General features: G+C 64.7%; 22 protein-coding genes, 1 tRNA gene and 1 pseudogene. 15 read left to right on the top strand and 9 right to left on the bottom strand.

From position 1 onward, the window contains the following. Positions 1-72: 72 nt before the first annotated feature. Together ACZBJS_RS01160 and ACZBJS_RS01165 are read right to left on the bottom strand one after the other, a co-directional pair. The gene (locus ACZBJS_RS01160; RefSeq protein ID WP_463438267.1) at positions 73-2,775 is read right to left on the bottom strand and encodes a bifunctional diguanylate cyclase/phosphodiesterase; all 2,703 of its coding nucleotides are present in this window, start codon (positions 2,773-2,775) and stop codon (positions 73-75) included. A gap of 124 nt (positions 2,776-2,899) precedes the next feature. Then, the gene (locus tag ACZBJS_RS01165; RefSeq protein WP_057017045.1) at positions 2,900-3,394 is read right to left on the bottom strand and encodes an ArsI/CadI family heavy metal resistance metalloenzyme; all 495 of its coding nucleotides are present in this window, start codon (positions 3,392-3,394) and stop codon (positions 2,900-2,902) included. A 99-nt stretch (positions 3,395-3,493) separates the two neighbouring features. Here ACZBJS_RS01165 and ACZBJS_RS01170 point away from each other — a divergent pair, with 99 nt between their 5' ends. From ACZBJS_RS01170 to ACZBJS_RS01190, 5 genes are all read left to right on the top strand, one after another. After that, positions 3,494-3,721 (top strand): hypothetical protein, encoded by a 228-nt coding sequence (locus ACZBJS_RS01170; RefSeq protein WP_076831245.1) that lies wholly within the window; start codon positions 3,494-3,496, stop codon positions 3,719-3,721. 92 nt (positions 3,722-3,813) lie between these two features. Continuing rightward, a complete protein-coding gene (locus ACZBJS_RS01175; RefSeq protein ID WP_316399116.1) occupies positions 3,814-4,164 on the top strand; it encodes a hypothetical protein in 351 nt (116 codons plus the stop codon). Positions 4,165-4,277: 113 nt separating this feature from the next. After that, positions 4,278-5,498 (top strand): efflux RND transporter periplasmic adaptor subunit, encoded by a 1,221-nt coding sequence (locus ACZBJS_RS01180; protein WP_316399117.1) that lies wholly within the window; start codon positions 4,278-4,280, stop codon positions 5,496-5,498. Further along, complete coding sequence (locus tag ACZBJS_RS01185) at positions 5,491-8,715, top strand: efflux RND transporter permease subunit (protein WP_316399118.1); 3,225 nt, start codon at positions 5,491-5,493, stop codon at positions 8,713-8,715. The genes ACZBJS_RS01180 and ACZBJS_RS01185 overlap by 8 nt, the downstream gene beginning before the upstream one ends. Before the next feature lie 139 nt (positions 8,716-8,854). Beyond that, positions 8,855-10,696 carry an alkaline phosphatase family protein gene (locus tag ACZBJS_RS01190; protein ID WP_463438268.1) on the top strand — a complete coding sequence of 614 codons (1,842 nt, stop codon included), beginning with the start codon at positions 8,855-8,857 and terminating at the stop codon, positions 10,694-10,696. A 43-nt stretch (positions 10,697-10,739) separates the two neighbouring features. On the opposite strand, the gene ACZBJS_RS01195 is transcribed toward ACZBJS_RS01190, so the two are convergent. Continuing rightward, positions 10,740-11,321, bottom strand: coding sequence for a hypothetical protein (locus tag ACZBJS_RS01195; RefSeq protein WP_057017042.1), 582 nt, complete (start codon positions 11,319-11,321; stop codon positions 10,740-10,742). 388 nt (positions 11,322-11,709) lie between these two features. Between ACZBJS_RS01195 and ACZBJS_RS01200 the strand changes: the two genes are divergently transcribed. Then, positions 11,710-12,369, top strand: a complete 660-nt coding sequence (locus ACZBJS_RS01200) for a peroxiredoxin (RefSeq protein ID WP_028337644.1) — start codon at positions 11,710-11,712, stop codon at positions 12,367-12,369. A gap of 21 nt (positions 12,370-12,390) precedes the next feature. Beyond that, the gene (locus ACZBJS_RS01205) at positions 12,391-13,854 is read left to right on the top strand and encodes a cryptochrome/photolyase family protein (RefSeq protein ID WP_463438269.1); all 1,464 of its coding nucleotides are present in this window, start codon (positions 12,391-12,393) and stop codon (positions 13,852-13,854) included. On the opposite strand, the gene ACZBJS_RS01210 is transcribed toward ACZBJS_RS01205, so the two are convergent. Continuing rightward, complete coding sequence (locus tag ACZBJS_RS01210; RefSeq protein ID WP_316399121.1) at positions 13,851-14,723, bottom strand: DMT family transporter; 873 nt, start codon at positions 14,721-14,723, stop codon at positions 13,851-13,853. The two genes, ACZBJS_RS01205 and ACZBJS_RS01210, sit on opposite strands and share 4 nt — an antisense overlap. Before the next feature lie 692 nt (positions 14,724-15,415). On the opposite strand from ACZBJS_RS01210, the gene ACZBJS_RS01215 reads away from it, so the two are divergent. Beyond that, positions 15,416-16,243 (top strand): YkgJ family cysteine cluster protein, encoded by an 828-nt coding sequence (locus tag ACZBJS_RS01215; RefSeq protein ID WP_316396782.1) that lies wholly within the window; start codon positions 15,416-15,418, stop codon positions 16,241-16,243. Positions 16,244-16,273: 30 nt separating this feature from the next. On the opposite strand, the gene ACZBJS_RS01220 is transcribed toward ACZBJS_RS01215, so the two are convergent. The 3 genes from ACZBJS_RS01220 to ACZBJS_RS01230 are packed head-to-tail and all read right to left on the bottom strand — an operon-like array spanning position 16,274 to position 17,972. Next, positions 16,274-16,858 carry a hypothetical protein gene (locus ACZBJS_RS01220; RefSeq protein WP_463438289.1) on the bottom strand — a complete coding sequence of 195 codons (585 nt, stop codon included), beginning with the start codon at positions 16,856-16,858 and terminating at the stop codon, positions 16,274-16,276. After that, the gene (locus tag ACZBJS_RS01225) at positions 16,789-17,796 is read right to left on the bottom strand and encodes an MFS transporter (protein ID WP_463438270.1); all 1,008 of its coding nucleotides are present in this window, start codon (positions 17,794-17,796) and stop codon (positions 16,789-16,791) included. The genes ACZBJS_RS01220 and ACZBJS_RS01225 overlap by 70 nt, the downstream gene beginning before the upstream one ends. Positions 17,797-17,807: 11 nt before the next feature. Continuing rightward, complete coding sequence (locus ACZBJS_RS01230; RefSeq protein WP_463438271.1) at positions 17,808-17,972, bottom strand: hypothetical protein; 165 nt, start codon at positions 17,970-17,972, stop codon at positions 17,808-17,810. Between the two features lie 111 nt (positions 17,973-18,083). On the opposite strand from ACZBJS_RS01230, the gene ACZBJS_RS01235 reads away from it, so the two are divergent. The 5 genes and pseudogenes from ACZBJS_RS01235 to ACZBJS_RS01255 all read left to right on the top strand — a co-directional run. Beyond that, positions 18,084-18,905, top strand: a complete 822-nt coding sequence (locus tag ACZBJS_RS01235; RefSeq protein WP_463438272.1) for an AraC family transcriptional regulator — start codon at positions 18,084-18,086, stop codon at positions 18,903-18,905. Positions 18,906-18,993: 88 nt separating this feature from the next. Further along, entirely contained in the window at positions 18,994-19,221 is a 228-nt protein-coding gene (locus ACZBJS_RS01240; protein WP_076831268.1) for a hypothetical protein, read from the top strand. Positions 19,222-19,305: 84 nt separating this feature from the next. After that, positions 19,306-19,524, top strand: coding sequence for a hypothetical protein (locus ACZBJS_RS01245; protein ID WP_316396774.1), 219 nt, complete (start codon positions 19,306-19,308; stop codon positions 19,522-19,524). 13 nt (positions 19,525-19,537) lie between these two features. Next, positions 19,538-19,840, top strand: a complete 303-nt coding sequence (locus tag ACZBJS_RS01250) for a hypothetical protein (protein WP_050385697.1) — start codon at positions 19,538-19,540, stop codon at positions 19,838-19,840. Between the two features lie 799 nt (positions 19,841-20,639). Beyond that, positions 20,640-21,832: pseudogene (locus ACZBJS_RS01255) on the top strand (cation:proton antiporter domain-containing protein); the annotation flags it as partial. A 76-nt stretch (positions 21,833-21,908) separates the two neighbouring features. Here ACZBJS_RS01255 and ACZBJS_RS01260 read toward each other — a convergent pair. Continuing rightward, positions 21,909-22,355, bottom strand: a complete 447-nt coding sequence (locus ACZBJS_RS01260) for a hypothetical protein (protein WP_028339233.1) — start codon at positions 22,353-22,355, stop codon at positions 21,909-21,911. A gap of 212 nt (positions 22,356-22,567) precedes the next feature. On the opposite strand from ACZBJS_RS01260, the gene ACZBJS_RS01265 reads away from it, so the two are divergent. Then, positions 22,568-22,840 carry a hypothetical protein gene (locus tag ACZBJS_RS01265; RefSeq protein ID WP_076831273.1) on the top strand — a complete coding sequence of 91 codons (273 nt, stop codon included), beginning with the start codon at positions 22,568-22,570 and terminating at the stop codon, positions 22,838-22,840. A 102-nt stretch (positions 22,841-22,942) separates the two neighbouring features. Beyond that, positions 22,943-23,019: transfer RNA gene (locus tag ACZBJS_RS01270), tRNA-Arg, on the top strand. A gap of 899 nt (positions 23,020-23,918) precedes the next feature. On the opposite strand, the gene ACZBJS_RS01275 is transcribed toward ACZBJS_RS01270, so the two are convergent. Beyond that, positions 23,919-24,929: a helix-turn-helix domain-containing protein gene (locus ACZBJS_RS01275; protein ID WP_463438273.1), complete on the bottom strand. Its 1,011-nt coding sequence runs from the start codon at positions 24,927-24,929 to the stop codon at positions 23,919-23,921. Between the last annotated feature and the right edge of the window lie 87 nt (positions 24,930-25,016).

The following is a 25,016-nucleotide window of genomic DNA, read 5'->3' on the forward strand; positions in this document are numbered from 1 at the left end:
CGCCTCTCAAGAGCTTCCACTTTCAATCGGAGACGGCGACGATTGTTCCTGAGGGACCGGATCGGCAGGCGCTCAGGCGGCGACGCAATCGGCCGCGAGCAACGTCCGCAGGTCCCGCGCAGGAACCGGCCTGCTGAACAGGTAGCCCTGCATCTGCGTGCAGCCGAGCATCTGCACGGTGTCGCGCTGCTGATCGGTCTCGACGCCCTCGGCGGTGGTGATCATGTTGCGGTCGGCTGCGATCGAGACCACGGCGCGGATGATCGAGGCCGAGCCGCTGTTGCGGGTCACTTCCTTGACGAAGCTGCGGTCGATCTTGATCTTGTCGAACGGGAAGCGTTGCAGATATTGCAGCGACGAGTATCCGGTGCCGAAATCGTCGAGCGCGATGTGGACACCGAGCGCGCGGAGCTGGCCGAGCGTGACCAGCGCCGCATCGTCGTCGGCGATCAGCACCGCCTCGGTGATCTCGAGCTCGAGCCGGCGCGGGTCGAGCCCGCTGTCGGCAAGCGCATTCGCAACCTTCAGCGCCAGCGTCTCCGACTTGAACTGGATCGGCGAGACGTTGACCGCGACGCGCACATGCGCCGGCCAGGCTGCCGCCTCGGTGCAGGCGGTGCGCAGCACCCACTGCCCGATCTCCTCGATCAGCGCGGTCTCTTCGGCAACCGGTATGAACTCCGCCGGCGAGATCATGCCGCGCACGGGATGCCGCCAGCGCAGCAACGCCTCGCAGCCGGTCACCTCGTCGCTGCGCAGGTCGACCAGCGGCTGGTAGTGCAGCTCGAAGCCGCCCTCGGCCAGCGCGATACGCAAATCGGCCTCCAGCGCGCGGCGCAGATTGGCCTGCGCCTCCATCGCCGGATCGAAGAAGCGATGGGTCCTGCGGCCCGCCGCCTTGGCGGCGTACATCGCAAGGTCGGCACATTTGAGCAGGCGGAACAGATCGGAGCCGTGGCGCGGGGCGATCGCAATGCCGATGCTGGCGTCGCTCGACAAATGGTGGCCGAGGCAGTCGAACGGCGTGCGCAGCGACTGATAGATGCGTGCGACCAGGTCGCCGACGTCGTCGTCCGAGGTGATGTCGTGCTGGACGATCGCGAACTCGTCGCCGCCGAGCCGCGCGATGAAGTCGTTCGACCCGACCGACTGGCGCAACTTCTCGGCGACGCGCCGCAGAAACTCATCGCCGATCAGATGGCCTAGCGTGTCGTTGATCCGCTTGAACTCGTCGATATCGATGTAATGGATGGCGAACTCGCGCGTAGCGGCCTCGAGCAGCAGCCCCTCCGCGTGGCGCTGGAACAGCGTCCGGTTCGGCAGATTGGTCAGCGCGTCGTAATGCGCGAGATACTCGATCCGCGCTTGCGCACGCCGCCCATCGGTGACGTCTTCGAGCGTGGTGGCCCAGCCGCCGTCGGGCGCACGCTTGTAGATCAGGCGGATGCTACGACCGTCCGGCGTCATGATCACGGAGTCCCGAACCTCATCGCCCCTCGGGTTGGTGAAGCGGGCGCAGTACTCGTCGACGTCGCCGACAAACGAGCCGATCGCCTGGCGATGCAGGATCAGGTCGCGCAGATGGCAGCCCGGCCTCGCGACATCAGGCGAGAGGCCGAACATGTCGATATATTGCTGGTTGCAGATCACCAGCCGCGCCGAGGCGTCGAACAGCAGCAGCCCCTGCGTCATGGTGTTGATGGCGGTGTCGAGGTGCTGGCTCTTCTCGGACAGCCTGCGGCTTGCCGCATCGTGCTGCCGCTGCAGCTGGCGGACGATCAGGAAGACCGCGAAGCTGATGATCAGTACCGCCAACACGGCTGCGCAAAATTGCAGTTTGGTCTGAGTGCGCCAGTTCTCCAGCGCGCTCGATGTTTTCGTGGTAGCGAGGATCAGGATTGGAAAATGCGACAGCGATCTGACCGCACCGACGTTCTCCTCGCCTGAAGCGCCAACGAACCGTCCCGAGGTGTTGCCGCCAAAGCTGATGACCTTCTGAAACACCGGCAGATTGATGATGTTGCGACCGATCACGCCGGCATCCTGCGGATAGCGTGCGATGATGGTGCCGTCGCGGTGGATCATCGAAATCACGGTGTCGCCGCTCAGCGCCAGCGAGGCGACGAAATCCTCGAAATGGCTTGGCTCGACGCCGCGGCTCGCGAAGCCGATGATCTCGCCGTTGCGCCCGGTGATCTTGCGCGCAAAGATCGTGGTCCAGTTGCCGGTCACCTTGCTCATTGCGGGCTCGACGATGACAGGAGACGTTGGCCGTCCCGAAGTGAACTCCTGGAAATAGCGCCGGTCCGCAACGCTGATGTCGGGCACCGGCCACATCTCGGATGAGTTGATCAGCCATCCCTTGGCGTTGAACAGATTGAGCCCGCCGACATGCGGCAGCGCCGCCAGCCGCGTGCGCAGCATCTCGTGCGCGCTCAGGAGTGACATGTTCTTTTCGAACTGATCGGCGGTCTCGACCTGTTCGGCCCGCAGGTAATTCACGATGTCGTCGTGGACATGCTGGAGATCTGTAAGCTGCTGGTCGAAATGTCGCGACAGCAGCAGCGCGGTGTTGTTGAGCTCGCGCTCGGACATCTCCAGCGCGCGCTCGCGAAACTGCAGCGCGAGATAGCCGGTGCCAAGCGTGATGGCGAGCACCAGCAGCGCGGCGCTCAAGACGAGCCACTGGATCGCGCCCATCCTGCTGGCGCGCAACACACCCTTGATCGACAGCCGCCGGTATTCCGGCACGCTGCTCGTTGAGACAACCGACATTTTCCTGCCCCTGTGGATGCCCTTGTACGGGAACACAACCCAAGGGGTGGTTAGGAAAATCAGTTATCGGACGGTTAAGGCCAACGTGGACTCGCGCAGAGCCGGCCACTCGGCCGCTCCATACTCACGAGCTGCCGCAAGCCGAAGCCTCGGGCGGCGCGGCCTTGGGCTGTGGGGCGCAACACGCGCTCTGTTTGTCTTCCTGCTTCTCGTGCGCGACACGCGCGGTCCGCTCGCCGGTGCCGTCGCCATAGACGATGCTCTCACCGGTCGTGTGGAACGTCTCCCAGGCGATCCCCGCGGGATCGTCGATCCACGACTTCTCGGACTTGGCATAGCAGCACACCGTTTGGCCCTGCTCGATGACCTCGCCGCCGGCCTTGCGCAGCCGTCCGTACACCTCGCCGAGCTCTTCAGCGCTCTCGACCTGAATGCCGAGATGGTCGAGGCCCGGTTCGCGGCGTCGGCTCGAGATCGCGAAGTTGACGCGGGGATCGTCGAGCATCCATTTGGCATAGTCTGATTTCACGACCGTCGGCTCGGCCCCGAACAGCGCCGAGTAGAAGCCGACCGATTGCGGGATGTCCTTGACGGCGACGTGAACATGCATGCGCTTCATGGTGCAGTCCCTTTAGGTTAGGGCGGCGACGCTGGATGGATATTCCATCCCAAGCATGATCAGATATCAACAGCGTTACAACAGGAGTTCTGCTGCGGAATGGATGCGCTGACGCTGTTCGGATTATTCGCCGTGACCATGATGCTCGTCTGCTATGCGGCCGAAGATCGCAGCCCCTGGTTCATCCTGGCCTTCGCTGTCTCCTGCGCGCTCGGCTCGGCCTACGGTTTCCTGCAGGGCGCCTGGCCGTTCGGCCTCGTCGAAGCGATCTGGGCGGTCGTCGCGGCGCGCCGATGGCTGCTGCGCCGAACCGCAGACCGCGCGTAACGTTATAGTATCCGCGGCCAATCTGTCGCGGACCGGAACTTGAATGCGCGCGGGCACGGCGCTAAGTAGGCCCCATGGACGCTTCGCGCACCATGATTCAGTCTTCTCCTCACGCAACGGGATCGCGCCGCTGGCGCAGCCTGCTTGCGGGACTGATTTCGCTTGCGCTGGTGCTGTCGTTCTTCCACGGCTGGACCTCCGACGGCGATGCCGACGCGGCTCCCGGCTTCTCGATCGCGCAGTCGATCAACGACGCCGGCGGCAAGGCTCCGGCGCATCCCGCCTCGCCTCACAGCGACCATTGCCTGACGCACGTCGCCTCCGTGGCTCCGCAGGAGGCCGCGTTCCCGATCGCCTATGCGCCGCACAGCTACGGCGACACCAACATCGGGCTGCCGGCCTTGGCCGATCGCCGCTCGCCCTTCAAGCCACCCCGCGCCTGATCCGGTCGACGTGACCGGCCGTGCGCTGCTGCCATTCGGCAGCGCGCACCCTTCCGCACAGATCGATGTCGCGACAGCGCAGGGCCATCGGCCTGCGCTGCGGAGAGGCGCATATGAAACGGGTTGTTCTATTTTTCGCCGGCGTGGCCGCCGGCATTGCACTGGTCGTTGTGGCGGCCGGATGGATCGGCTGGCCGGTCAGGTTCCCGGCCGCGACGCAGGAGACTGCGACGACAGACGCAAAGACCGAGGCCCGGCACGAGGCCCCCGGGCATATCGAGCTGAGCGAAGACCAGGTTCGCGAAGCCGGCATCACGTTCGCGCAAGCCAGCGGCGGCATGCTGAAGCGGCATTTCCTCGCGCCGGGATCGCTGATCCCCGACGCGGATCATATCGGCCGGGTCTCGGTGCGCGTGCTTGCGACGGTCACAGAACTGCGCAAGCGTCTCGGCGACGTCGTCGAGAAGGGCGAGATCGTCGCCGCGATCGAAAGCCGCGAGGTGGCCGACGCCAAGAGCGAATACCTCGCCGCACGGCTCACCAACGATTTGCAGCAGACCCTCTACGCGCGGCAGAAGACGCTGGTCGAGACCCGCATCGTGTCGGAAAACGAGTTCCTGCGCACGCGACTGACCGCGAACGATGCCCAGATCAAGCTCGACGGCGCCCGGCAGAAGCTGTTCGCGCTTGGTCTCTCGGAGGCCGAGATCGCCGACCTGCCGAACCAGCCGCCGGAGAGCCTGCGGACGCAATTCTTGCGCGCGCCGATCAGCGGCCGCGTATCCGAGCGGCGTGTCGACCTCGGCGGATTGATCGGGCGCGAGGGCCAGGAGAGCGAGCTCTATGTCATCGTCAATCTCGACGACATCTGGGTCGACCTCGCGGTCTCCCCCGAAGACATCGGCGCGGTCCGCGAAGGTGTTTCAGTGAAAATCCGCGCTATCGGCACCGAGGATGAAGCCAATGCCGGTGTGATCTTCGTCAGCCCCCTGCTCGACCGCGAGACCCGCAACGCGCGCGTGATCGCGACCATGCCCAACAAGGACCACCGCTGGAAGCCGGGCACCTTTGTCACCGCCGAGGTCCCGCTGTCAGGCGCGCCGTCGACCGTGATCGTCTCGAAGAAGGCGCTTCAAACCATCAAGGGAACGCCGACCGTGTTCGTGCGCGATGCCGACGGCTTCGAGGCGAGATCGGTGCGGACCGGCCGCGAGGACGACGACGATATCGAGATCGTTGCCGGCCTCACAGCCGGCGAGACCGTCGCGGTGCAGAACACCTTCACGCTGAAGGCGGAGTTCGAGAAGGACGAGGCGGAGCACGACCATGATTGAGCGCATCATTGGTCTTGCGATCCGGCGGCGCTGGGTGGTCGTCACATTGACGGCGATCCTGATGGTCCTCGGCGGCCTTGCATTGACGAAGCTGCCGATCGACGCGGTGCCCGACATCACCAACAAGCAGGTCCAGATCAACACCGTGGCCCCGGCGCTGTCTCCGGCCGAAATCGAGAAGCAGATCACCTTCCCGATCGAGACGGCCCTGGCCGGCGCGCCGGGGCTCGAGAGCACGCGCTCGCTCTCCCGCAATGGCTTCTCCCAGATCACGGCGGTGTTCAGCGAGGCCACCGACATCTATTTCGCCCGCCAGCAGGTCGGCGAGCGCCTGACCGAAGTCCGCGCGCGGCTGCCGCAAGGCATCGAGCCGCGGATCGGCCCGACCTCGACCGGCCTTGGCGAAATCTACATGTGGACCGTCCATTACTCCGGCCAGAAGGTGCAGACCGACGGCGCGCCGGGCCTGCAAAGCGACGGCCGCTTCCTGACGGCGGACGGCCAGATGCTGCAAAGCGAGGTCGAGAAGGACGCCTATCTGCGTACCGTGCAGGACTGGATCATCAAGCCGCAGATCAAGATGGTGCCTGGTGTCGCCGGCGTCGATACGATCGGCGGATACCTCAAGCAGTATCAGGTCCATCCCGATGCGGCGAAGCTGATTGCGCTCGGTCTCACCTTCGCCGACGTTGCCAAGGCGATCGAGACCAACAATGTCAGCCGCGGTGCGCGCTATATCGAGCGCAACGGCGAAGGCTTCGTCGTGCGCTCCGGCGGCCGGCTCGAGAACATCGACGAGCTCGGCGCCGTCGTCGTCACCACCCGCGGCGGCGTCCCGGTTCGGATCCGCGACCTCGCCACGCTTTCGATCGGCGGTGAGACGCGCACCGGCAGCGCCAGCGAGAACGGCCGCGAAGTCGTGGTCGGCACCGCGCTGATGCTGATCGGCGCCAACAGCCGCACCGTGTCGGCCGCGGTCGACGCCAAACTGCGGACAATCATGCCATCCCTGCCGGCCGGCATCGAGGTCAAGACGGTGCTGGATCGGACCCAGCTGGTTGATGCAACGATCGGCACGGTGGCGCGCAACCTCAGCGAAGGCGCATTGCTCGTGATCGCCGTGCTGTTCGTGCTGCTCGGCAATTTCCGCGCGGCATTGATCACGGCGCTGGTGATCCCGGTCGCGATGCTGATGACCGCCATCGGCATGTGGCAAGGCCGGATCAGCGCCAATCTGATGAGCCTTGGCGCGCTGGATTTCGGCCTGATCGTCGACGGCGCCGTGATCATCACCGAAAACAGCCTGCGTCACCTCGCCGAGAAGCAGCATGCGCTCGGCCGCGTGCTGACGCGCGATGAACGGCTGGCGACGGTGCGGGCCTCCGCTGTGGAAATGGTGCAGCCGAGCCTCTACGGCCAGGCCATCATCCTCCTGGTCTATGTGCCGCTGCTGACCTTCACCGGCGTCGAAGGCAAGATGTTCGAGCCGATGGCGCTGACCGTGATCCTTGCGCTTGCGGCCGCCTTCGTGCTGTCGCTGACGCTGGTTCCGGCGCTGATCGCGATCGGCATCACCGGCCGCGTGCAGGAGCAGGAAAACCGGCTCGTTGCCGCCCTGAAGCGCTGCTACAGCCCGCTGCTCCGGCGCGCGGTTGCAACGCCTATCCCGGTCATCGCGGTGGCGGTCGTGCTGTTCGCAACCGCCCTGTTCGGGTTCTTCCGCCTCGGCCAGGAGTTCATCCCCTCGCTCGACGAGAAGAACATCGCCATGCACGCGCTCAGGATTCCGAGCACGGCGCTGTCACAGTCGCAGGCGATGCAGCTGTCGGTCGAGAAGGCCGTCAGCCGCTTTCCGCAGGTGTCGTTCGTCTTCTCCAAGACCGGCACCGCGGAGGTGGCGAGCGATCCGATGCCGCCGAACGCGTCCGACACCTTCATCATCCTGAAACCGCGCGAGCAGTGGCCGGACCCATCGCTGACCAAGGAACAACTGATCGAGGACATCTCGAAGGCGGTCGGCCGGCTGCCCGGCAACGTCTATGAGTTCACCCAGCCGATCCAGATGCGCTTCAACGAACTGCTCGCCGGCGTTCGCGGCGACATCGCGGTCAAGGTGTTCGGTGACGAGTTCGGGCCGATGCAGAAAGCCGCCAACCAGATCGCCTCGGCGCTACGCAGCGTGCGCGGCGCGACCGACGTCAAGGTCGAACAGGCCGGCGGCCTGCCCGTGCTCGAGATCAAGGTCGACAAGGCGGCGATCGCCCGGCGCGGCCTCAGCGTCTCGGCCGTGCAGGACGTGATCGGTGCCGCGGTCGGCGGTCAGGATGCCGGTGTTGTGTACGAAGGCGATCGCAGCTTCGACATCGTGGTGCGATTGCCGGAGAGCGTGCGCTCCGATCTCGAGGCGCTGAGCAATTTGCCGGTCGCATTGCCGAAGGCAACGCCGAGCTCGCCGGTGCAGAGCCTGCCGCTCAACCGCGTCGCCCAGTTCTCCTTCACCGAGGGGCCGAACCAGATCAGCCGCGAGAACGGCAAGCGCCGCATCGTGGTGACAGCCAATGTTCGCGGCCGCGATCTCGGCTCGGTGGTCGAGGAAGCCCAGGCAAGAGTCACGCAATCGGTGCAGCTGCCGCCGGGCTATTGGATGACCTGGGGCGGCCAATCCGAGAACCTCGCCGCGGCGCGCCAGCGCCTGGCCGTCGTGGTGCCGGCGTGTTTTGCGATGATCTTCCTGTTGCTGCTGGCGGCGATGGGCTCGGCCCGCGATGCCCTGCTGGTGTTCAGCGCGGTGCCGCTGGCGCTCACCGGCGGCATCGCCGCACTTTGGCTGCGCGGCATGCCGTTCTCGATCTCAGCGGCGGTCGGCTTCATCGCGCTGTCGGGCGTTGCGGTGCTGAACGGGCTCGTGATGCTGAGCTTCATCCGGCAGTTGCGCGAGCGCGGCGTGCCGATGCGGGAAGCCATCGAGCAAGGCGCCCTCACCCGCTTCCGCCCCGTGGTGATGACCGCCTTGGTGGCCTCGCTCGGCTTCGTGCCGATGGCGTTCGCCACCGGCACCGGCGCCGAGGTGCAGAAGCCGCTCGCCACCGTCGTGATCGGCGGCCTGATCAGCGCGACCCTGCTGACGCTCGCCGTGCTGCCGGCGCTCTATGCCCGGTACGGGCATGCCGGCAGCGCTGCGCGCAATGAGAGAACCGCGATTCAGCCTGCGGAATGACGGTGTGTTGACCGGCGTCCTGCGGGAAAAATCCGGCCGTTACAGCGCCGAGCAAGCGCTGTAACATTTCTGTCATATGGCAAAACTAAACGAAGGCTGCGGCGGGCTGCCGCGGGGCTTCATCAGGGGGAACAGCAATATGCGTCGTGCCATTACCTTACTGTCCGCGAGCATGATCGCGCTTTCGGCGGGCGCCGCCTCGGCGCAGAACGCCAAGCCCCGCAACCTCATCCTGTTCGTCCCGGACGGCCTGCGTGGCGGCATCGTGACGCCGCAGACGGCGCCTGCGATGGCGGAAATCCGCGACAAGGGCGTCAACTTCAAGAATTCGCACTCGCTGTTCCCGACCTTCACGATGGCGAACAGCTCGGCGCTGTCGACCGGCCATTATCTCGGCGACACCGGCACCTTCTCCAACACGATCTATACCGGCTACACCTCGGCGCCGGCGGGCGACACCGTGGTCCCCTTCATCGAGAACGACGCGGTGCTCGCCGATGTCGACGATCACTTCAACGGCGACTACCTCAACGAGGAGACGCTGCTAAAGATGGCCCGCGGCCAGGGTTTCAGCACCGCCGCCATCGGCAAGGTCGGCCCGACCCTGCTGTTCGACCACACCGATCGCGGCAAGAACACGATCGTGGTCGACGATTCCACCGGCGGCAAGACCGGCGTGCCGCTCTCCGACGAGATGAAGGACGCGCTGACCAAGGCCGGTCTTCCGCTCGCCACCCCGAGCCGCGGCGACAACGCCAAGGCGGGCGATGCCAAGACGCCCGGCACCACGGTCGCCAACGTGGCGCAGCAGGCCTACATGGCCGACGTCGCGACCAAGGTGGTGCTGCCGATGTTCAAGGCGCGCAACAAGCCGTTCGTGCTGGTGTTCTGGTCGCGCGATCCGGACGGCAGCCAGCACAACACCGGCGACAGCCTCAACACCATCACCCCCGGCATCAACGGCCCGACCTCGATGGCGGGCATCAAGAACGCCGACAACAACCTCGCGCAGCTGCGCAAGGCGCTCGACGAGCTCGGCCTTTCCGCCGACACCAACATCATGATCTCCTCCGACCACGGGTTCTCGACGATCTCGAAGGAGAGCAAGACCAGCCCCTCGGCCAAGATCGCCTACAGCGACACGCCGAAGGATTTCCTGCCGATGGGCTTTGTGGCGATCGACCTCGCCAGGGCGCTGGACCTGCCGCTGTTCGACCCCAACGACAAGAACGCCAAGGTCGCCGACAACGCACACCCGAAGGCCGGCAACGGCGTGCTCGGCCAGGATCCGGCCAAGCCCGATGCCGTGATCGCCACCAATGGCGGCTCGGACCTGATCTATCTGCCGAACCGCGACAAGAAGCTCGCCGACCGCGTCATCAAGGCGCTGCTCGAGCAGGACTATGTCAGCGGCCTGTTTGTCGACGACAAGCTCGGCACCTTCCCCGGCACGCTGCCGATGTCGAACCTCAATCTGAAGGGCAAGGCGGTGACACCGAACCCGTCGATCGTGGTCAATTTCCGCTCCTGGTCGAGCGGTTGCGAGATCCCGACCAACTGCTCGGTGCAGGTCGCCGACACCGTGCTGCGCCAGGGCCAGGGCATGCATGGAAGCTTCAGCCGCGGCGACACCTTCAACTTCACTGCGGCGATCGGCCCCGACTTCAAGGCGGGCTATGTCGATCCGCTACCGGTCAGCAACGCCGATGTCGGCATGACCGCCGCCCAGCTGCTCGGCCTGCGCGCGCCGAACAATGGCGGGCTGATCGGCCGAGTGATGTCGGAGGCGCTGCCGAACGGCATCGTGCCGAAGATGGTCGAGGGCACCATCATGTCGAAGAAGCCGTCGGCCAACGGCCTGCGCACCGTGTTGAAATTCCAGCGAGTGCTCTCGACCCGCTATTTCGACGTCGCCGGGTTTCCGGGGCGGACGCTCGGACTCGAGGAAACCGGCGGCAAACAGAAAACGGCGGGGAAGTAATCCCCGCCGTTTTCGTCGAATTCCAGTTACGCGGGATGATGGCTTACATCATCCCGATGTCGAACACGTTGGGGAGCTGCGCCGCGAGCGGCAGCGCGGTCGCGCCGACCAGCGTCGCTACCATCGCCGCCAGCGCGCGGCCGGTGCGGCGCTGACCGCGCATCTGGCCCGCGATCCACTCCAGGACCTTGGTGTCCATCTTGGCGCCCTGCCTCGGCGCCCAGCGATCGATCTCGGTGTCGGGCGACAGCGCCACCGTGCGCGGCGGCACCGGCAGGCCGGACTCGGAGGCGGCATGGTGGGCGATCGCCTTGGCGAGCAGATCGTCGAACCGGCCGCCATCGCTGCGCTCGGCGGCGGCCTCGTTGATCGCGAACAGCGCCTCGATCTCGGCCCGGCTGATCGGCTGATGCTCGACCGCGGCCGCCGTCAGGATGCGCGCGCACCAGGCAGCGTCATCGGCATCGAGAGACCGGGAGAAATGGATGCGGCCCTTGGTGGTCGGGCCTTCGCCGGTGATCACGCCGTCGCGCACAATGGTGAGCGCATGGGCGGCAGTCTTGCGGCAGGACGGATGCAACGCACCGCTGAGAGGCTCAGCGGTCTTGGTACTTGGGGTAGACATTGTGGGAGCTTTCAATTCCTATCTCAGGCCAGCTTTTCCATGCGGGCGTAAACGAGTGGTTAATGATTCGGAACTTGCGTTCCGAGATTTTTAGATGGTTGCTATTTGGTCGCTTTAAACGTCGTCACGGTTCAGTCCTATAGCAGCCAGGGCCGGCGTGATGACTGCGATAAGCGGCATTATCTGGGCATTTCCAAGCCTTTGTGCCGCAGCTGATGTTTCGCCGCAGGGATCCGGATCAAAACAAGTTGCTTGGAATTCCGTCCTCAAGGAGAAATGTTTCACCTTTTTTCAGAACCCGTTCACTTAAGCCTTATCCCGTCCTATACTGGAACAGACAGCCTCAAATACAAATTCAATCGCAACTTCAAAGAGATGAGGTAAAATCATGGCACTTCAGATTGGCGCCGTCGCCCCCGACTTCGAAGCCGAGACGACCGAAGGAAAGATCAAGTTCCATGACTGGATCGGCAACAGCTGGGCGCTTTTGTTCTCCCATCCCAAGGACTTCACCCCGGTCTGCACCACCGAGCTCGGTGCGCTCGCCCGCCTGAAGCCTGAGTTCGACAAGCGCGGCGTCAAGCTGATGGGCTTGTCGGTCGACCCGGTGGACCGCCACGCCAAATGGTCCGACGACATCAAGGAAACCCAGGGCGCGGCGCCGAACTATCCGATGATCGGCGACACCGATTTCAACGTGTCAAAGCTCTACGACATGCTGCCGGCCTCGACCTCGGGCGATCCCCTCACCCGCACCGCCGCCGACAACCAGACCGTCCGCAACGTGTTCGTGATCGGACCGGACAAGAAGATCAAGCTGGTGATGGTCTATCCGATGACCACCGGCCGGAATTTCCAGGAGATCCTGCGCTCGATCGACTCGCTGCAGATGACCGCCAAGCACCGCGTCGCCACCCCTGCCGACTGGAAGCAGGGCGAGGACGTGATCATCGCGGGCTCGGTCAGCGACGACGAAGCCAAGACGATCTACCCGCAGGGCTGGAAGGCGCCGAAGCCTTACATCCGCATCGTGCCGCAGCCGAAGTAGCGGCAGGCTCACTGCGTCCGGGTGACCCGCGCACAGACGATCATCGTCTGGTTTCGTGACGATCTGCGGCTGTCGGATCACCCGGCGTTGCATGAGGCGGCGGCAAGCGGCGCGCCGGTCGTCGGCCTCTATGTGCGCGACGAAGAGAGCCGTGCATTGATGCCGCCGGCCTTACGTCGGCTCGGGGGTGCGACGCGCTGGTGGCTGGCGCAGTCGTTGCGCGCACTTGGCAAGAGCCTCACCATGGCAGGCGGATCGCTGGTGCTGCGCACCGGACCGGCCGCGTCGGTGATCGCCACGTTGGCGCGCGAAATCGGCGCACGCGCCGTATTCTGGAACGACATCGCGCAGGCTCCGCATCAGGCCGTTGCCAGAGAAGTCGAAGCCGCGCTCGCAAGTGACAGCATCGACTCGCAAATTTTCCGCGGCGATCTGCTCGTCGAACCGAAGGCGCTCCGCAACAAGGACAACCGGGCCTTGCGCGTGTTCACGCCGTTCTGGCGGCGCGTCCAAGGCCTCGGCGATCCGCCAAGGCCATTGCCGGCGCCGAAGAGACTCACATCCATCGGCGGCATCGCGAGCGACGCCCTCGATGACTGGGGTCTCGAACCGACACGGCCGGATTGGGCCGGCGGCCTGCGCGAGACCTGGACACCGGGTGAAGCCGCGGCGCAGGCGCGGCTGAAGCGATTCCTCGATGAGGGGATCAGCGGTTACACCGACGACCGCGATCGGCCCGACCGCGACGGCACCTCGCACCTGTCGCCGCATCTGCGCTTCGGCGAGATCAGCCCGCGGCAGGTCTTTCACGCGGCCCGCTTCGCCGCCGCGGAAGACTCGCGCCTTGCCGGCGACATCGACAAGTTCCTTAGCGAGCTCGGCTGGCGCGAATTCTGCCGCCATCTGCTGTTCGACGTCCCCGATATGGCGGATCGGAACTTGCAGGAGCTGTTCGATGCCTTTCGGTGGAGGCGCAACGCTCTCGCCCTGGAGGCGTGGCAACGCGGACTCACCGGCTATCCGATCGTCGATGCCGGCATGCGCGAGCTCTGGCACAGCGGCGTGATGCACAACCGGGTGCGAATGGTGGCGGCCTCGTTCCTGGTCAAGCACCTCTTGATCGACTGGCGCACAGGCGAACAATGGTTCTGGGATACGCTGGTCGATGCAGATGCCGGCTCCAATCCCGCCAACTGGCAATGGGTCGCGGGCTGCGGCGCTGACGCCGCGCCCTATTTCCGCGTCTTCAATCCGGTCCTGCAGGGCGAGAAATTCGATCCCGACGGCGGCTATGTCAGGCGCTGGGTGCCGGAGCTCGCGCAGCTCTCCAACGAGCTGATCCATCAGCCCTGGACAGCGACACCGATCGAGCTGGCGAGCGCCGGCATCGAACTCGGCAAGACGTACCCGCCGCCGATCGTTGATCACAAGCAGGGGCGCGAACGCGCGCTTGCAGCTTACGCGAAGATCCGTCGCAAAGACTAAGCGCGGCGATTGACCAGCAGCACCGCCGCGGCGCAGGCGGCCATGCCGGCAATGGCGACATGATCCAGCCGCTCGTCGAACAGGACGTAGGCCATCAGCGCGGTCACCGCCGGCACCAGATAGAACAGGCTCGCGACCGAGGTCGCGGCATGGTGACGGATCAGCCAGTACAACAGCCCGATCGAACCGATCGACAGCGCGAACACGAGCCAGGCCAGCGCCAGCACGAACTCGCCGGTCCAATGCACCACATTGGTCTCGAACACGAAGGCGCCGATACCGAAGAAGATCGTCACCGCTATGTACTGCACCAGATTGCCGGCGCGCCAGTCGATCCGGTTGCAATAGCGCCGTTGATAGAGCGTGCCCAAGGTGATGCTGATCAGCGAGACGCCGGAGGCGAGCCAGCCCCACCCCGCCTCGCTCGTCATCGGCCGGTTGTGCAGGATCAAGACGACGCCGGCGAGGCCGAGCACCAGTCCGCCCCATTGCAGCGGCGTGACGCGCTCGCCCAGCCAGCGGTTGGCAATGGTCGAGGTCAGGATCGGCTGCAGGCCCGGGATGAAGGCCGAGAGCCCCGCCGGAACCGAATGCGCGATCGCAATCGCGGTGCCGCCGAGATAGAAGCCGTGCACCAGGATGCCGGCGACCGCGCTGTGGAAAATACCAGTCCGGTCCGGCCAGTTCGGCCGCGCGATCGCGGCGATGACCGCCATCACCACCACCACGAACGCCATCCGGATCGCCAGATAGGTCAGCGGCTCCGCATTGTTGATGACGTATTTGGTGCCGATGAATCCGGTGCTCCACAGCACGACAAAGATCGCCGGCGCCAGACGAGCGGCAGTTTCCTCGAAGCTCTTGTTCATTGCAGACCGTCATTGCCTGAAGATGAAGCAACCAGCAATCGCGAATTTTGTGGGGTGCCGCGCCTGTTTCCGCAAGCACACTTTCTTCCCGGCGCAAGCAGGCACGACAGTGGGGATGAGTCGCAATTCAAGATGACCAACACGCGGTGTCATCACCCGCGCATGACGCCGGAAAGAAGGAGAATGAGAGCTCACGGCTCTTTCCTGGCGTCGTCCCTGCGAAAGCAGGGACCCATACTCCGCGGCGGTTGTTGTGAACGGGACTCGTCGTATCAGCATCGCGCAACAATCAGCATTTGTGGTTATGGGTCCCTGCTCCCGTGCGCAATTGCGCACTAGGCAGGGACGACACTGGCTGTGTTGCGCGGTCAGTGGTTTGACAGGTTTTCACTGAGTTGCCCGTCGGGTCGACTTGCCGCGGTGACAGAGGCTCGCGAGCTCGCGGACCTCGCCAGTCCTCTCACGCGAAGCGCCGGCCGCACGCGCTGCCAATCACGACGATTTGTCCTCAGGGATGCCATGCGCGTTTATCGGATGCGACACGTCGCCCTCACCGATACGCTTCGGCAGAATCTCGCAGCCGTCGGTCGCGGCACGTTCCGGATTGCACTGGAATATACCGTCGCCGAATACCGGCGGCCAAAAACACTGCACAAGAAGAGCCGGCCACGAGCCGGACAAGAAGAAAAACAATGGATCAAGTGGCGTTGGTCGTCGTTCGGGCGGTCGAGAGCGGCGCGACGACGACGAAAGATATTATCGGTGTGACCAGATTGTCGCGTCTCAAGGTCGAGCGTGCACTGAGCACGCTGGAGAAGCAGAAGCTGCTCCTCCGCGAACGGCAGGGCTCGTGGGCCCTCGGCTTTCCCGTGGCTCCGACGGTCAGAAAATGTGGATCATGCACCCTCTGCTGCAAGGTGCTTGAGGTGACCGATCTCAGCAAGCCGGTGAATACGGTCTGCAGCCACATCCTGGCGGGTGGCGGATGCGAGATCTACCACGAGCGTCCCCGGCAGTGCCGCTCATTCAGCTGTGCCTGGCTGCAAGGCCACCTCGATGATGATTGGTTTCCCGAGACCACGGGCATGGTGCCGCATTTCGGGCTCGACGCGCTGAATGTGCAGGTCGACCTCGATGATCCCGACCGCTGGCGCGAGGAACCCTATTTCAGCAAGCTGTGCGAACTTTCGTTGAAGGGCCTCAGGGTAAGTGAAGGGCGGCCGTATGCCACCCTCGTCATCGTCGGTCAGGACCGCTACCTGCTGCTCGGGCGGACCATCGTGCCCGATCCAACGCTGTTCGGCACCGCCTTCGTGCCGATTACGCTCGACACCTTCCGCTACTGGAAGGCAACATCGCTTGAGCATCTGCAGCGGTTGAACGATCGGGTCATGGAGATCCAGCGCATCCAGCAGGAGTTCGGCCATTGCGCCATCCCTGACGACGACGATCCCTCCCCGCCTTACCGGCCGGCTCTTCTCCAACGGTCGAAGGAACTGGGCGTGATACGCACGACGTGACGACAGCCGGACACAGCGCAGGTCAGTTCGTCATCTCAGGTGATACTTCCTGCCGTTGGTATTCGGGTCGGTGTTGTCGCTTGTCGAGAACATCAAGGCCGGGCCAAAGTAATTCCAGGTGTCCCGGTAAAATGCGAAGCGGCCGGCACCCTTGTCGATGATCTCTTGCTGGGCGGTGTTCGCGGGGCCGAGCAGCCGGTCGTCTTCGTACAATCGGGCAGTCTCGAGCGTGCCGTCCACGTATTTGACGGGGATGAGATACGCATATCCCTTGTAAACACGGAAGGCGCCACGCAGCAGGTTCCTGTCGATCGGACTCGGAGGAACCAGAAAAAGGAATGCGCTCGACGCCAAGGCAAAGAGCGTCGATCCGATCACGATGCGCGTGCTGGCAGATGTCCTCAACGATACTTTTCCCTTGGCTCTTGCTTGCGAAGCTTCCCGCCTTCTGTAGCGCGCGCCTGCGGCGCAGACAACCGACCGCCCGCCGCCGCGCCTTGTGGCGAGTGGGATCTGGCTCGCGATATTTCCGCATCGAACGACAATCAGATTGTCGCCGCACGGCCGGCTGATCGGCCCAGGACTGCCATCAACACCGTCGCGACGACGCAGCATGCGAGCGCAACCTCCCAGCTTCCGGTCGCATCATGGGCAAGTCCGGCGAGCGGCGGGCCCGCGGCGGCGAGCGAATAGCCCAGGCACTGCGCCATGCCCGACAGCGCTGCCGCCTGATGGCTGTGCGAGGTACGCAAGCTGACGAATGTCAAGCCGAGGATGAAGGCTGCACCCGCCCCGAAGCCGAACAGCGCGACCCACAGCATTGCGAGCGACGGACACTGCCACAATCCCAGCAGCGAGAGGCAGGTCGCAAGCGACACGGCGATCGCAATCCCGCGCTGGTCCTTCATGCGCCGGACCATCGGCCCGAGGATCAGGCCGGGAAGCGCGGTCGCCAATTGCAGCACACCGTGCAGCGTACCCGCCGTCGCCGCCGCGTAACCTGCCTGCACGAGGATGGCGGGCAGCCATCCGACGATGATGTAGAACACCAAAGAGGTCGGGCCGAGGAAGCCGGTCACCTGCCAGGCGAGCAGCGAGTGCCAGATGCGCCCGCGATGCGGCGGCGAGGCCGGCTCGACCGTCGGGGCCGCGTGCGTGCCCAGCTGGGGTGCCCAGGCTATCAGCGCCACCAACGGAAAGATCAGCGTGCTCGCAAGCGAGAGATGCCAGTTCGATCCCGGCAATTGCGCGAGCGGGATGGCCACGACAGATGCGAGCGCCTGGGCCAATGCGGACGTGATCGCGTAAGCGCCGGTCAGGCTGGCGATGCGAGTCGGAAAGTCCCGCTTGAGCAGGCTCGGCAGCAGCACATTTCCAACGGCGATTCCGGCACCAATGGTGGCGGTGCCCGCGAACAGCGCCCAGACCGGACCGGACGAGCGCAGCGCGATCCCGGCCGCGATGACAAGCAGCGCACCGAACAGCGACCGCTCGATGCCCCATTCGCGCCCGAGCACAGCTGCAACCGGTGAGATCGCGGCGAACGCCAGCAAGGGCAGCGTCGTCAGGATTCCGGCCTCGCCGCGCTGATCCCGATGGTCTCACCGATCATGCCGAGCATCGGCGCGACGCCGGTAATGGGCGCGCGGAGCGTGGAGGCGATCAGCAGGATCCCCATCAACAACAGCCCCTGCCCGCCCAGCGTGCGCATCGGCGCTATCATCGTCATCGCATGCTCCTGCCCATCTGCGCCAAGCTATCGACTTGGCTGTCGGAAGAATTTACATATCTATTCTATCGATCGCTAAATTCGGTCACTCGACGGGTTTCCAGCTCCGTTATGGGCTTTCAACTTCGCTATCCCTGGCCGGACCTTGATCCGGATGACGTCGCGGCAACGGCCATCGCCGTGCGCCTCGACGTCACCGAAAACAAGGTCGAGGCAGCCGAGCATGCACACCGGAAGGGACAGCTCGTCTTCGCACTCGGCGGCGGCGTGATGTGCCGCGTTCCGAACGGGTTGTGGATGGTGCCGCCGCATTGCGGCGTCTGGCTTCCCGGCGGCACGCGCCACACCAATATCGCAACCGCCAATGCACGAATCTTCTTCGTCTTCATCGAGCCCGGTGCGGCCGACCTGCCCGACCGCTGCTGCACATTGTCGATCTCACCCTTGCTGCGAGAGCTGATCATCGCGCTTTCCGACCGTATGCAGCAGGACCACGGCACTGAAACCCTCGTTGCGCAATTGCTGCTGAGCGAATTGCCGCGCATGCCGCTGCAGCAGCTGCATCTGCCGATCTCGCCCGAGCCACGCTTGCGACGGATCGCGGCAGCGCTCGCCGACGATCCGGCCGATCGCCGCACGATCGCTGAATGGGCCGAACGCGTGGCGCTGAGCGAGACCAGTCTCGCGCGTCTCATCCTGAGGGAAACCGGCCTGACATTCGGACGCTGGCGTCAGCAACTGCATTTGATCGTCGCGTTGCGCGAACTCTCCGCCGGCGCGAGCGTTCAGCAGGTCTCGTCCGAGCTCGGTTATGAATCCGTCACAGCCTTCATCACCATGTTCAAGAAGGCGCTCGGCAAGCCACCGGCGAAATATCTCAGCGATATCATGCAAGGGAGCGGCTCGGCGTTCGCGGCTGGCGGGCGAATTTAGGAACACCGGTCGGCAACGGACGTTTTCGACATATCGGGCGAACGACAAGCGAGCCGCCTACGCCAAGCCAATGCAGCGAGGATGCCAGATGCCCTACGCGCTGTTCGATCGCGACAGACAGATCGACAAGGCTTTTCCGACGGAGAAGCAAGCGTGGGAACATGCACTGATCTGCGGACTGATCTTCGACGTTCCGGTGGCGGATGAAGCGCCGGGCCAGGTGCTGCCGGCCGGCTATCACATGAAGCGAATTCCCGGCGACAGCGAAGTGTTCGAACCGGCGCCCGAATGGAAGTTACCGAACGAAATTTCGTGATCGGCCCGCGGCAGGGTTGCCGGTTGCGATCGTGACGTTGCGCGATAAGTAACGCCGAACCAACCAACAATTCAGGATGAGCGCATGGCCGAAACCGGCAAGATTTTTCACGTTCGCTGCGTCGACAACACGTTGCAGCGGGAGACGCTCTCGCTCGGACGCGTCTACGAGGTGACAAAGGATATCGAACGTGACGGCTATTACGAGCTCAGCGGATTGGGCCGCTTCAGCCGGTCCAGATTCGAGGTCGTCGAGCCGAACGACGACACGGCCGAAGTCCGGCGGACGTCTCGATCAAAATAGACAGGAGAGCGCGATGCCCAGAGGCGACAAGTCGAGCTATACCGACAAGCAGAAACGGCAGGCCGAGCACATCGAGGAAGGCTACGAGACGCGTGGCGTTCCGGATCGCGAAGCCGAGCGGCGCGCATGGGCGACCGTCAACAAGGAGACCCACGGCGGCAAGAAGAGCGGCTCCGGCCGCGGCACGCGCGAGGATCATTCCCCGTCGCGCAAGGGCGGCAAGCTCGGCGGCAAGGCGGCCGCGAGCCGCCCCGCGGCGGAGCGGTCGCGCTCGGCGAAAAAGGCGGCACGTACCCGCAAGCGCCGGGCCGCCTGACCGGCCGCGGGCGCCCCCACAGACAGCAAGACAATACCGCACGCCCGAGCATGATCCGGGAAAGTGCGCAGCGATTTTTCGAAAAAATCATGCTCAAACAACGAGCTAGAACGCGATGACGACGGCACCCGATCTCATCGCACGTTAGGCGGCGGGCTCGCAAATGCGTGATCGGGTGCCACCACCGGTTGCCTTCATTTCGGCACCTATCGGGAACAGGCTGTCGGCCCAGGAAGCAAAAGCGAAGCGCAAAAGCGAAGCAAAGGCGGCCACCGCAGGGGGTGCCTGCAATTGACGTATCGGTCCCATAGCAGCTGGCAGGACGTGGATTTGCGCAATCTCGTCCGGGTCATATCGGCCTGCACCCTCGGGCTGTGGGCATTTGCGGCCGGCCTCCTGATCGGGACCTTCCTGCTTTGATGGATCAGCGCGGCACGCGCCGCCTTCCTACCCGCCGCTCAAGTGATGCGCGGCGACGAACAGGACGAGCGCACTAAGCACCAATGCCGATGTAGCGCCGGCAACGCTACGCGCGAGTTCAGCCTTCGAAAGATTGGATCTGGTTGCCATTGCGGCCTCCCGTTCGCGCGAGCTGAGCCACAGCCGCTCCGGCGGTCAGGCTCGCTCATGGAGACATTCGCATCACCAGGATGAACGCATCCTGAGCAAAACGAACCGCCGGTGCCTCTGTTCCAAAATCTGACCCAGGGGATCGCTTTCGGAACCCGGGCGTTGACCGCATGCGGCAAGCCGGCCGAGCCGCGCCGGAATTGGAAATCGGAGATGCCATGGTGATCCGCTGGGGGACACCCTCGGCTGGATCATCATCGCTGTCATCTTCAGCCTTGCCTCGCGCGGCAGCCTCGACATCCTCTCGGTCGCGCAGGCGCAGTTCTCCACCCTCGCCTTCCTCGCGGTCAGCTTCACGATCGGCCGGCGGGTGGTGTTCCGGCTGATCCGCTGGGCCAACGACAATCTGGTCTCTTCGGCGGCGGTGATCACCGCGATCCTGCTGTTGATGAGCGGGATAGCGATGATCACGCATCTGATCGGCGTGCACACCGTGCTCGGCGCCTTCATCGCCGGCGTGCTGGTCGGGGAATCCCCGATCCTGACCCGGCAGACCGACGAGCGGCTGCGCGGGCTGATCTCGAGCCTGTTCTTGCCGGTATTCTTCGGGCTTGCCGGCCTCAGCGCCGACCTCACGGTGCTGAAGGATCCGTCGGTGCTGGGGCTGACCGCGGCGCTGGTGCTGATTGCGAGCATCGGCAAGTTCGGCGGCGCCTTTGTCGGCGGTGCGCTCGGCGGGCTGACCCGGCAGGAGTCCTTGCGCTGGCGAGCGGCATGAATGCGCGCGGCTCGACCGAGGTGATCATCGCCACCATCGGCCTGTCGATGGGGGTGCTGAGCCAGACCATGTTCTCGATGATCGTGACCATGGCGATCCTGACCACGTGGCGATGCCGCCGATGCTGCGCGGCGCGCTGGCGCGGCTGCCGCTCGGCCGGGACGAGAAGGAGCGGCTGGAGCGCGAGGAATATGAGCAGCGCGGCTTCGTCGAATGCGCGGAAGATCCTGGTGCCGGTCTCGGGCAGCAACGTCTCGCGGCGCGGCGCCGAGGTCGCGATCGCGCTGGCGCGCCTTTCGAGCGAGCCGCTGCAGGTGGTCTACGTCTCGACCACACGCGACAAGGGCGCCCGCCGCACCAGCCCCAGCATGTCGCTGGCGCATGAGGAAGCCATCCTGAAGGACATCGCGGCGACCGCGGCGCGCTACGACATCAACGTAACGACGCGGCTACGTGCCAACACCGCACCTGAGGTCGCGATCCTGCAGGAAATCGCGTCAAGCCGGGCCGACCTCGTCGTGATCGGCGTCGACCGCATCCAGGGCGACAGCCTGAATTTCGGCAGCATCGCAGCGGCCGTGCTCGGCAAGTCGAAGGCGTCCGTGCTGCTGGTGTCGGATGGCGACGTCAGGCCCAAGACCTGAAACCCGAAGACTTGAAGCCCGAAGACCTAGAACAAGGACCTGAGGAAGGAGGTTCGAAGCGCGAGCGCGTCCGCGCCTACCACTCTTCCGGACAGGGATCGACGATCTTCCAGAGATCGATCCCGTTCTTGATCTTCTTCATCTCGGTGGTGAGCCCGCCATTGCGGCGGATCCAGTCCTTCACCGTATCGGGGTAGTAGGACATCAGGTCGGAGGTGCCCTCGAGGCTGGTGACCTTGATGCCGAAGGTGAAGGCCTTGTCGTAATAGGCCTGGTGGAAGCCGATGCTGGCCCGCGGCGTAACGCAGATCTTGTTCAGCGGCACGATGCCGAACACCAGCGTGCAGGCCGAGTTGCAGATGCCGTCGATCACGACGCGCTCGCGGCGCTCGCGGATCTGCTTGTACTTAGCCTTGTACTCCTCGACATAGCCGCCATGGTCGCGCGTGATGTGCAGCACCGCCCGCGCGGGCGTCGCGGCCAGAACCGAGAGCAGCAAGGCGACAAGGGGCGTGATGCGCATGGATCGTTCGAAACCGCGGGAAAGGCCGGGCCCGGGGGGACCTGACCGCAAGACTCTGGCCGGACTGTGTTGGCAATCCGTTAAGCATCCGCAAAAAGGCAAAATTTGGCGCGCTGTGGCTGATTTCCCGCAGCTTTTGGCCCCGCTTCCGGGTTAAATGGACCCCGGGGCGGCCCACAATGCCGATTCCCGTAAATGACCGGAGGCCGCCCATGACCAAGACCAAGCTTTTCGCCGCCCTCGCTCTGGCCGTGATGGCCCTGACCCCGGCGGCTGCGGCCGACCTCACGGCCCATCCGCGCCACCACCGGCATCACCACCACGCCCATTGGGGCCTGCCCTACCACATCAGCTATCTGCACAATTACGGCCCCGGCCCGACTGCCGGCAGCTTCGCCTATTACGACGGCTCCCCGCGCAACAAGTGCTACCAGAGCGCGGCCGCCTATATCGGCCAGGACCACCGCCGGCATCCCTGCTTCTGACGGCTATAAGGGAGACGGCGGGACGTGCCGGCACCGCTGGGTGCCGCGCTCCGTGCCTGCCTGCTGGCCCTCCCCGCCCAAGTCTGATAATCGACCCGCTACGCGCTCGTAGCTCAGCTGGATAGAGCATCGGATTTCGATTCCGAGGGTCGGGAGTTCGAATCTCTCCGAGCGCGCCAGCGATTTTACCGATAGATCAATAATTTAAGCCGCGCTCATTTCGTTCTGAGTGAGCGTTTTCGCGTTGCGTCTCTTCTGAAGCGATGCTGCAAGATGAGAACGACCCCGACGCCGCGCGCCGAGGCCGCCCCTGTGGCTCCCAGCCGGGTTGGGGGTATGAGAGCCGGGAGCCGGAAGACACTACTTCCAAAACCACCGCTCGTTCCTGCCGCCAATAGCACGAATAGGGATTACCTCCCGGCCAGGCTCGCCGAAAAACGATATCAGAATTGGAGTGATGGTATCGGCCGCCCTGCCGACGAGAGGGGACGGTTAGCAAATCGGCAACTAGATCGGCGCAGGCTTCTCAGAGGGACGGGACCGTTGGGGACGCAGCACGGTCACGTTTCGGAGGAGCTGACGTGTAGGCCCTGGCGTCGGCTCCTCTCTTAGAAGCTTGTGTGAGTTCGGCAACAGCCGTCTCTCCGCGGATCTGCTAAGGAAATGACACTGGGAATTTCAGGGCCCTAGCGCTGGGAATGACAGGGCGCCGCCGGGACAAACCATTTCGGGCCCGGCGGCGTAGCTTTTAGGTCGGCGTCACAGTATCGATGCCGAGCGATCCGAGCACCGCGCGAGCTCGATCCGGCAGCCGATTGTTGCAGCGATCCTGCCACGAAACCATTTTCATCAGCGGACGAAACCGGGCGGAAACATTTGACCGGTACCACTTCTCCCAATTAATAATGGGGAAGTGTCATGATGGAAGCGACCATTGTCGCGCTGCTGCTCCTCAGCGCCGCTGTGTTTTTTGCGCACGCCTACGACGCCCTGCATACGCATTGACGGGATCGGCATCGCTTAAGTCTGCGTATCGTCCACCAGGGTCTGTGGGCTTGCGCGAGCCATTGACCGCGCCCTAATCCCGCCCGCCCTTCTCTCCGAACCACCGCCGGCACGCCCGGCTGAAGCTCGTCGCGTCGGTATAGCCGAGCGCGGCCGCCATTTGGTCGCGCGATTGGGTGCCTGCCGCGAGCATGATCCTCGCGCGCTCGCGTAGCACGCCGTCGAGCAGCGGGCGGAAGGCGCAGCCGGTCTCGGCGAGCCGCCGCACCAGCGTTCGCCGCGAAGTGCCGACGAGGCGCGCGGCCTCCTCCTCACCGAGGCGCTGCGGCAGGCGCGCCGCGATCAGGCGCTCGACGATCCCCGCCAGCGCCGCGGTGTCGGGCTGCGGATTTTCGATCGCCTCGAGCGCTTCAATGGCCTTGGCGTGCAATTGCGGATCGGCAAACGGCGACGGCCGTGCGCCGAGCGCTTTCGGCACCTCGAAGATGAAGGCGGCGGCGTTGAACTTCACCGCGCAGGAATAATGCTCGAGCAGCCGCTCCGCGCCCGCAGGCGGCGACCAGGGAAATTGCAGTGTCGCCTCACCGATCGCATCCTCGAGCAGCTGCACGTACACGGCGTGCACGTTGAGGCTGACCGCCAGCGCCACGGCGTGCCACAGCGCTTCGTCCATCGCGACGGCGGGAGAGATTTCGATCTGGATCGCGCGCGCTGTCTTGCGCAGCCGGTTGCGGACGAAGGGCGCGCGGGTCGACCCGAAGCGCGCGCCGGTCGCCAACGCATCCGCGATGGTCGGCGCCGTCCTGGTCGCGACATCGAGCGCGCCTTGCAGCGATGTCGACCACACCGCCGCGGCCGACAACGGCCACAGCTCGCCATGCCGGCGGGTGATGTTGGCCGCCAGCACCACCAGCGAGGATACCGGCATGTGAGCGCCGGGCTGGTCGAGCGCCTCGAGCCGAATTCCGGTGCCCTTCAGCAGCTCGTCGCGATCGCCTCGCGTCTGGCCAAATGCCCGCACCAGGGCCCGCGCATAGACCGCGGAGACCGGCGTGCGAAGGGCATCGGATTCCGATCCGTGCATGGCGTCGGCGACCTCCCCCTCGCGAACGTCCGGCCGAACAAGCTTGGCGCAAAATGCCACAAAATTGGCCTGTTGTGAACTGGCGGC

This window comes from Bradyrhizobium sp. KZN70725 (assembly GCF_055264925.1).

What these genes read in the sequence shown, in the direction of transcription:
- ACZBJS_RS01160 (WP_463438267.1), bottom strand. Translation starts at nt 2,775, where the DNA reads ATGTCGGTTGTCTCAACGAGCAGCGTGCCGGAATACCGGCGGCTGTCG.
- ACZBJS_RS01165 (WP_057017045.1), bottom strand. Translation starts at nt 3,394, where the DNA reads ATGAAGCGCATGCATGTTCACGTCGCCGTCAAGGACATCCCGCAATCG.
- ACZBJS_RS01170 (WP_076831245.1), top strand. Translation starts at nt 3,494, where the DNA reads ATGGATGCGCTGACGCTGTTCGGATTATTCGCCGTGACCATGATGCTC.
- ACZBJS_RS01175 (WP_316399116.1), top strand. Translation starts at nt 3,814, where the DNA reads ATGATTCAGTCTTCTCCTCACGCAACGGGATCGCGCCGCTGGCGCAGC.
- ACZBJS_RS01180 (WP_316399117.1), top strand. Translation starts at nt 4,278, where the DNA reads ATGAAACGGGTTGTTCTATTTTTCGCCGGCGTGGCCGCCGGCATTGCA.
- ACZBJS_RS01185 (WP_316399118.1), top strand. Translation starts at nt 5,491, where the DNA reads ATGATTGAGCGCATCATTGGTCTTGCGATCCGGCGGCGCTGGGTGGTC.
- ACZBJS_RS01190 (WP_463438268.1), top strand. Translation starts at nt 8,855, where the DNA reads ATGCGTCGTGCCATTACCTTACTGTCCGCGAGCATGATCGCGCTTTCG.
- ACZBJS_RS01195 (WP_057017042.1), bottom strand. Translation starts at nt 11,321, where the DNA reads ATGTCTACCCCAAGTACCAAGACCGCTGAGCCTCTCAGCGGTGCGTTG.
- ACZBJS_RS01200 (WP_028337644.1), top strand. Translation starts at nt 11,710, where the DNA reads ATGGCACTTCAGATTGGCGCCGTCGCCCCCGACTTCGAAGCCGAGACG.
- ACZBJS_RS01210 (WP_316399121.1), bottom strand. Translation starts at nt 14,723, where the DNA reads ATGAACAAGAGCTTCGAGGAAACTGCCGCTCGTCTGGCGCCGGCGATC.
- ACZBJS_RS01215 (WP_316396782.1), top strand. Translation starts at nt 15,416, where the DNA reads ATGGATCAAGTGGCGTTGGTCGTCGTTCGGGCGGTCGAGAGCGGCGCG.
- ACZBJS_RS01220 (WP_463438289.1), bottom strand. Translation starts at nt 16,858, where the DNA reads ATGCTGCGTCGTCGCGACGGTGTTGATGGCAGTCCTGGGCCGATCAGC.
- ACZBJS_RS01230 (WP_463438271.1), bottom strand. Translation starts at nt 17,972, where the DNA reads ATGACGATGATAGCGCCGATGCGCACGCTGGGCGGGCAGGGGCTGTTG.
- ACZBJS_RS01235 (WP_463438272.1), top strand. Translation starts at nt 18,084, where the DNA reads ATGGGCTTTCAACTTCGCTATCCCTGGCCGGACCTTGATCCGGATGAC.
- ACZBJS_RS01240 (WP_076831268.1), top strand. Translation starts at nt 18,994, where the DNA reads ATGCCCTACGCGCTGTTCGATCGCGACAGACAGATCGACAAGGCTTTT.
- ACZBJS_RS01245 (WP_316396774.1), top strand. Translation starts at nt 19,306, where the DNA reads ATGGCCGAAACCGGCAAGATTTTTCACGTTCGCTGCGTCGACAACACG.
- ACZBJS_RS01250 (WP_050385697.1), top strand. Translation starts at nt 19,538, where the DNA reads ATGCCCAGAGGCGACAAGTCGAGCTATACCGACAAGCAGAAACGGCAG.
- ACZBJS_RS01260 (WP_028339233.1), bottom strand. Translation starts at nt 22,355, where the DNA reads ATGCGCATCACGCCCCTTGTCGCCTTGCTGCTCTCGGTTCTGGCCGCG.
- ACZBJS_RS01265 (WP_076831273.1), top strand. Translation starts at nt 22,568, where the DNA reads ATGACCAAGACCAAGCTTTTCGCCGCCCTCGCTCTGGCCGTGATGGCC.
- ACZBJS_RS01275 (WP_463438273.1), bottom strand. Translation starts at nt 24,929, where the DNA reads ATGCACGGATCGGAATCCGATGCCCTTCGCACGCCGGTCTCCGCGGTC.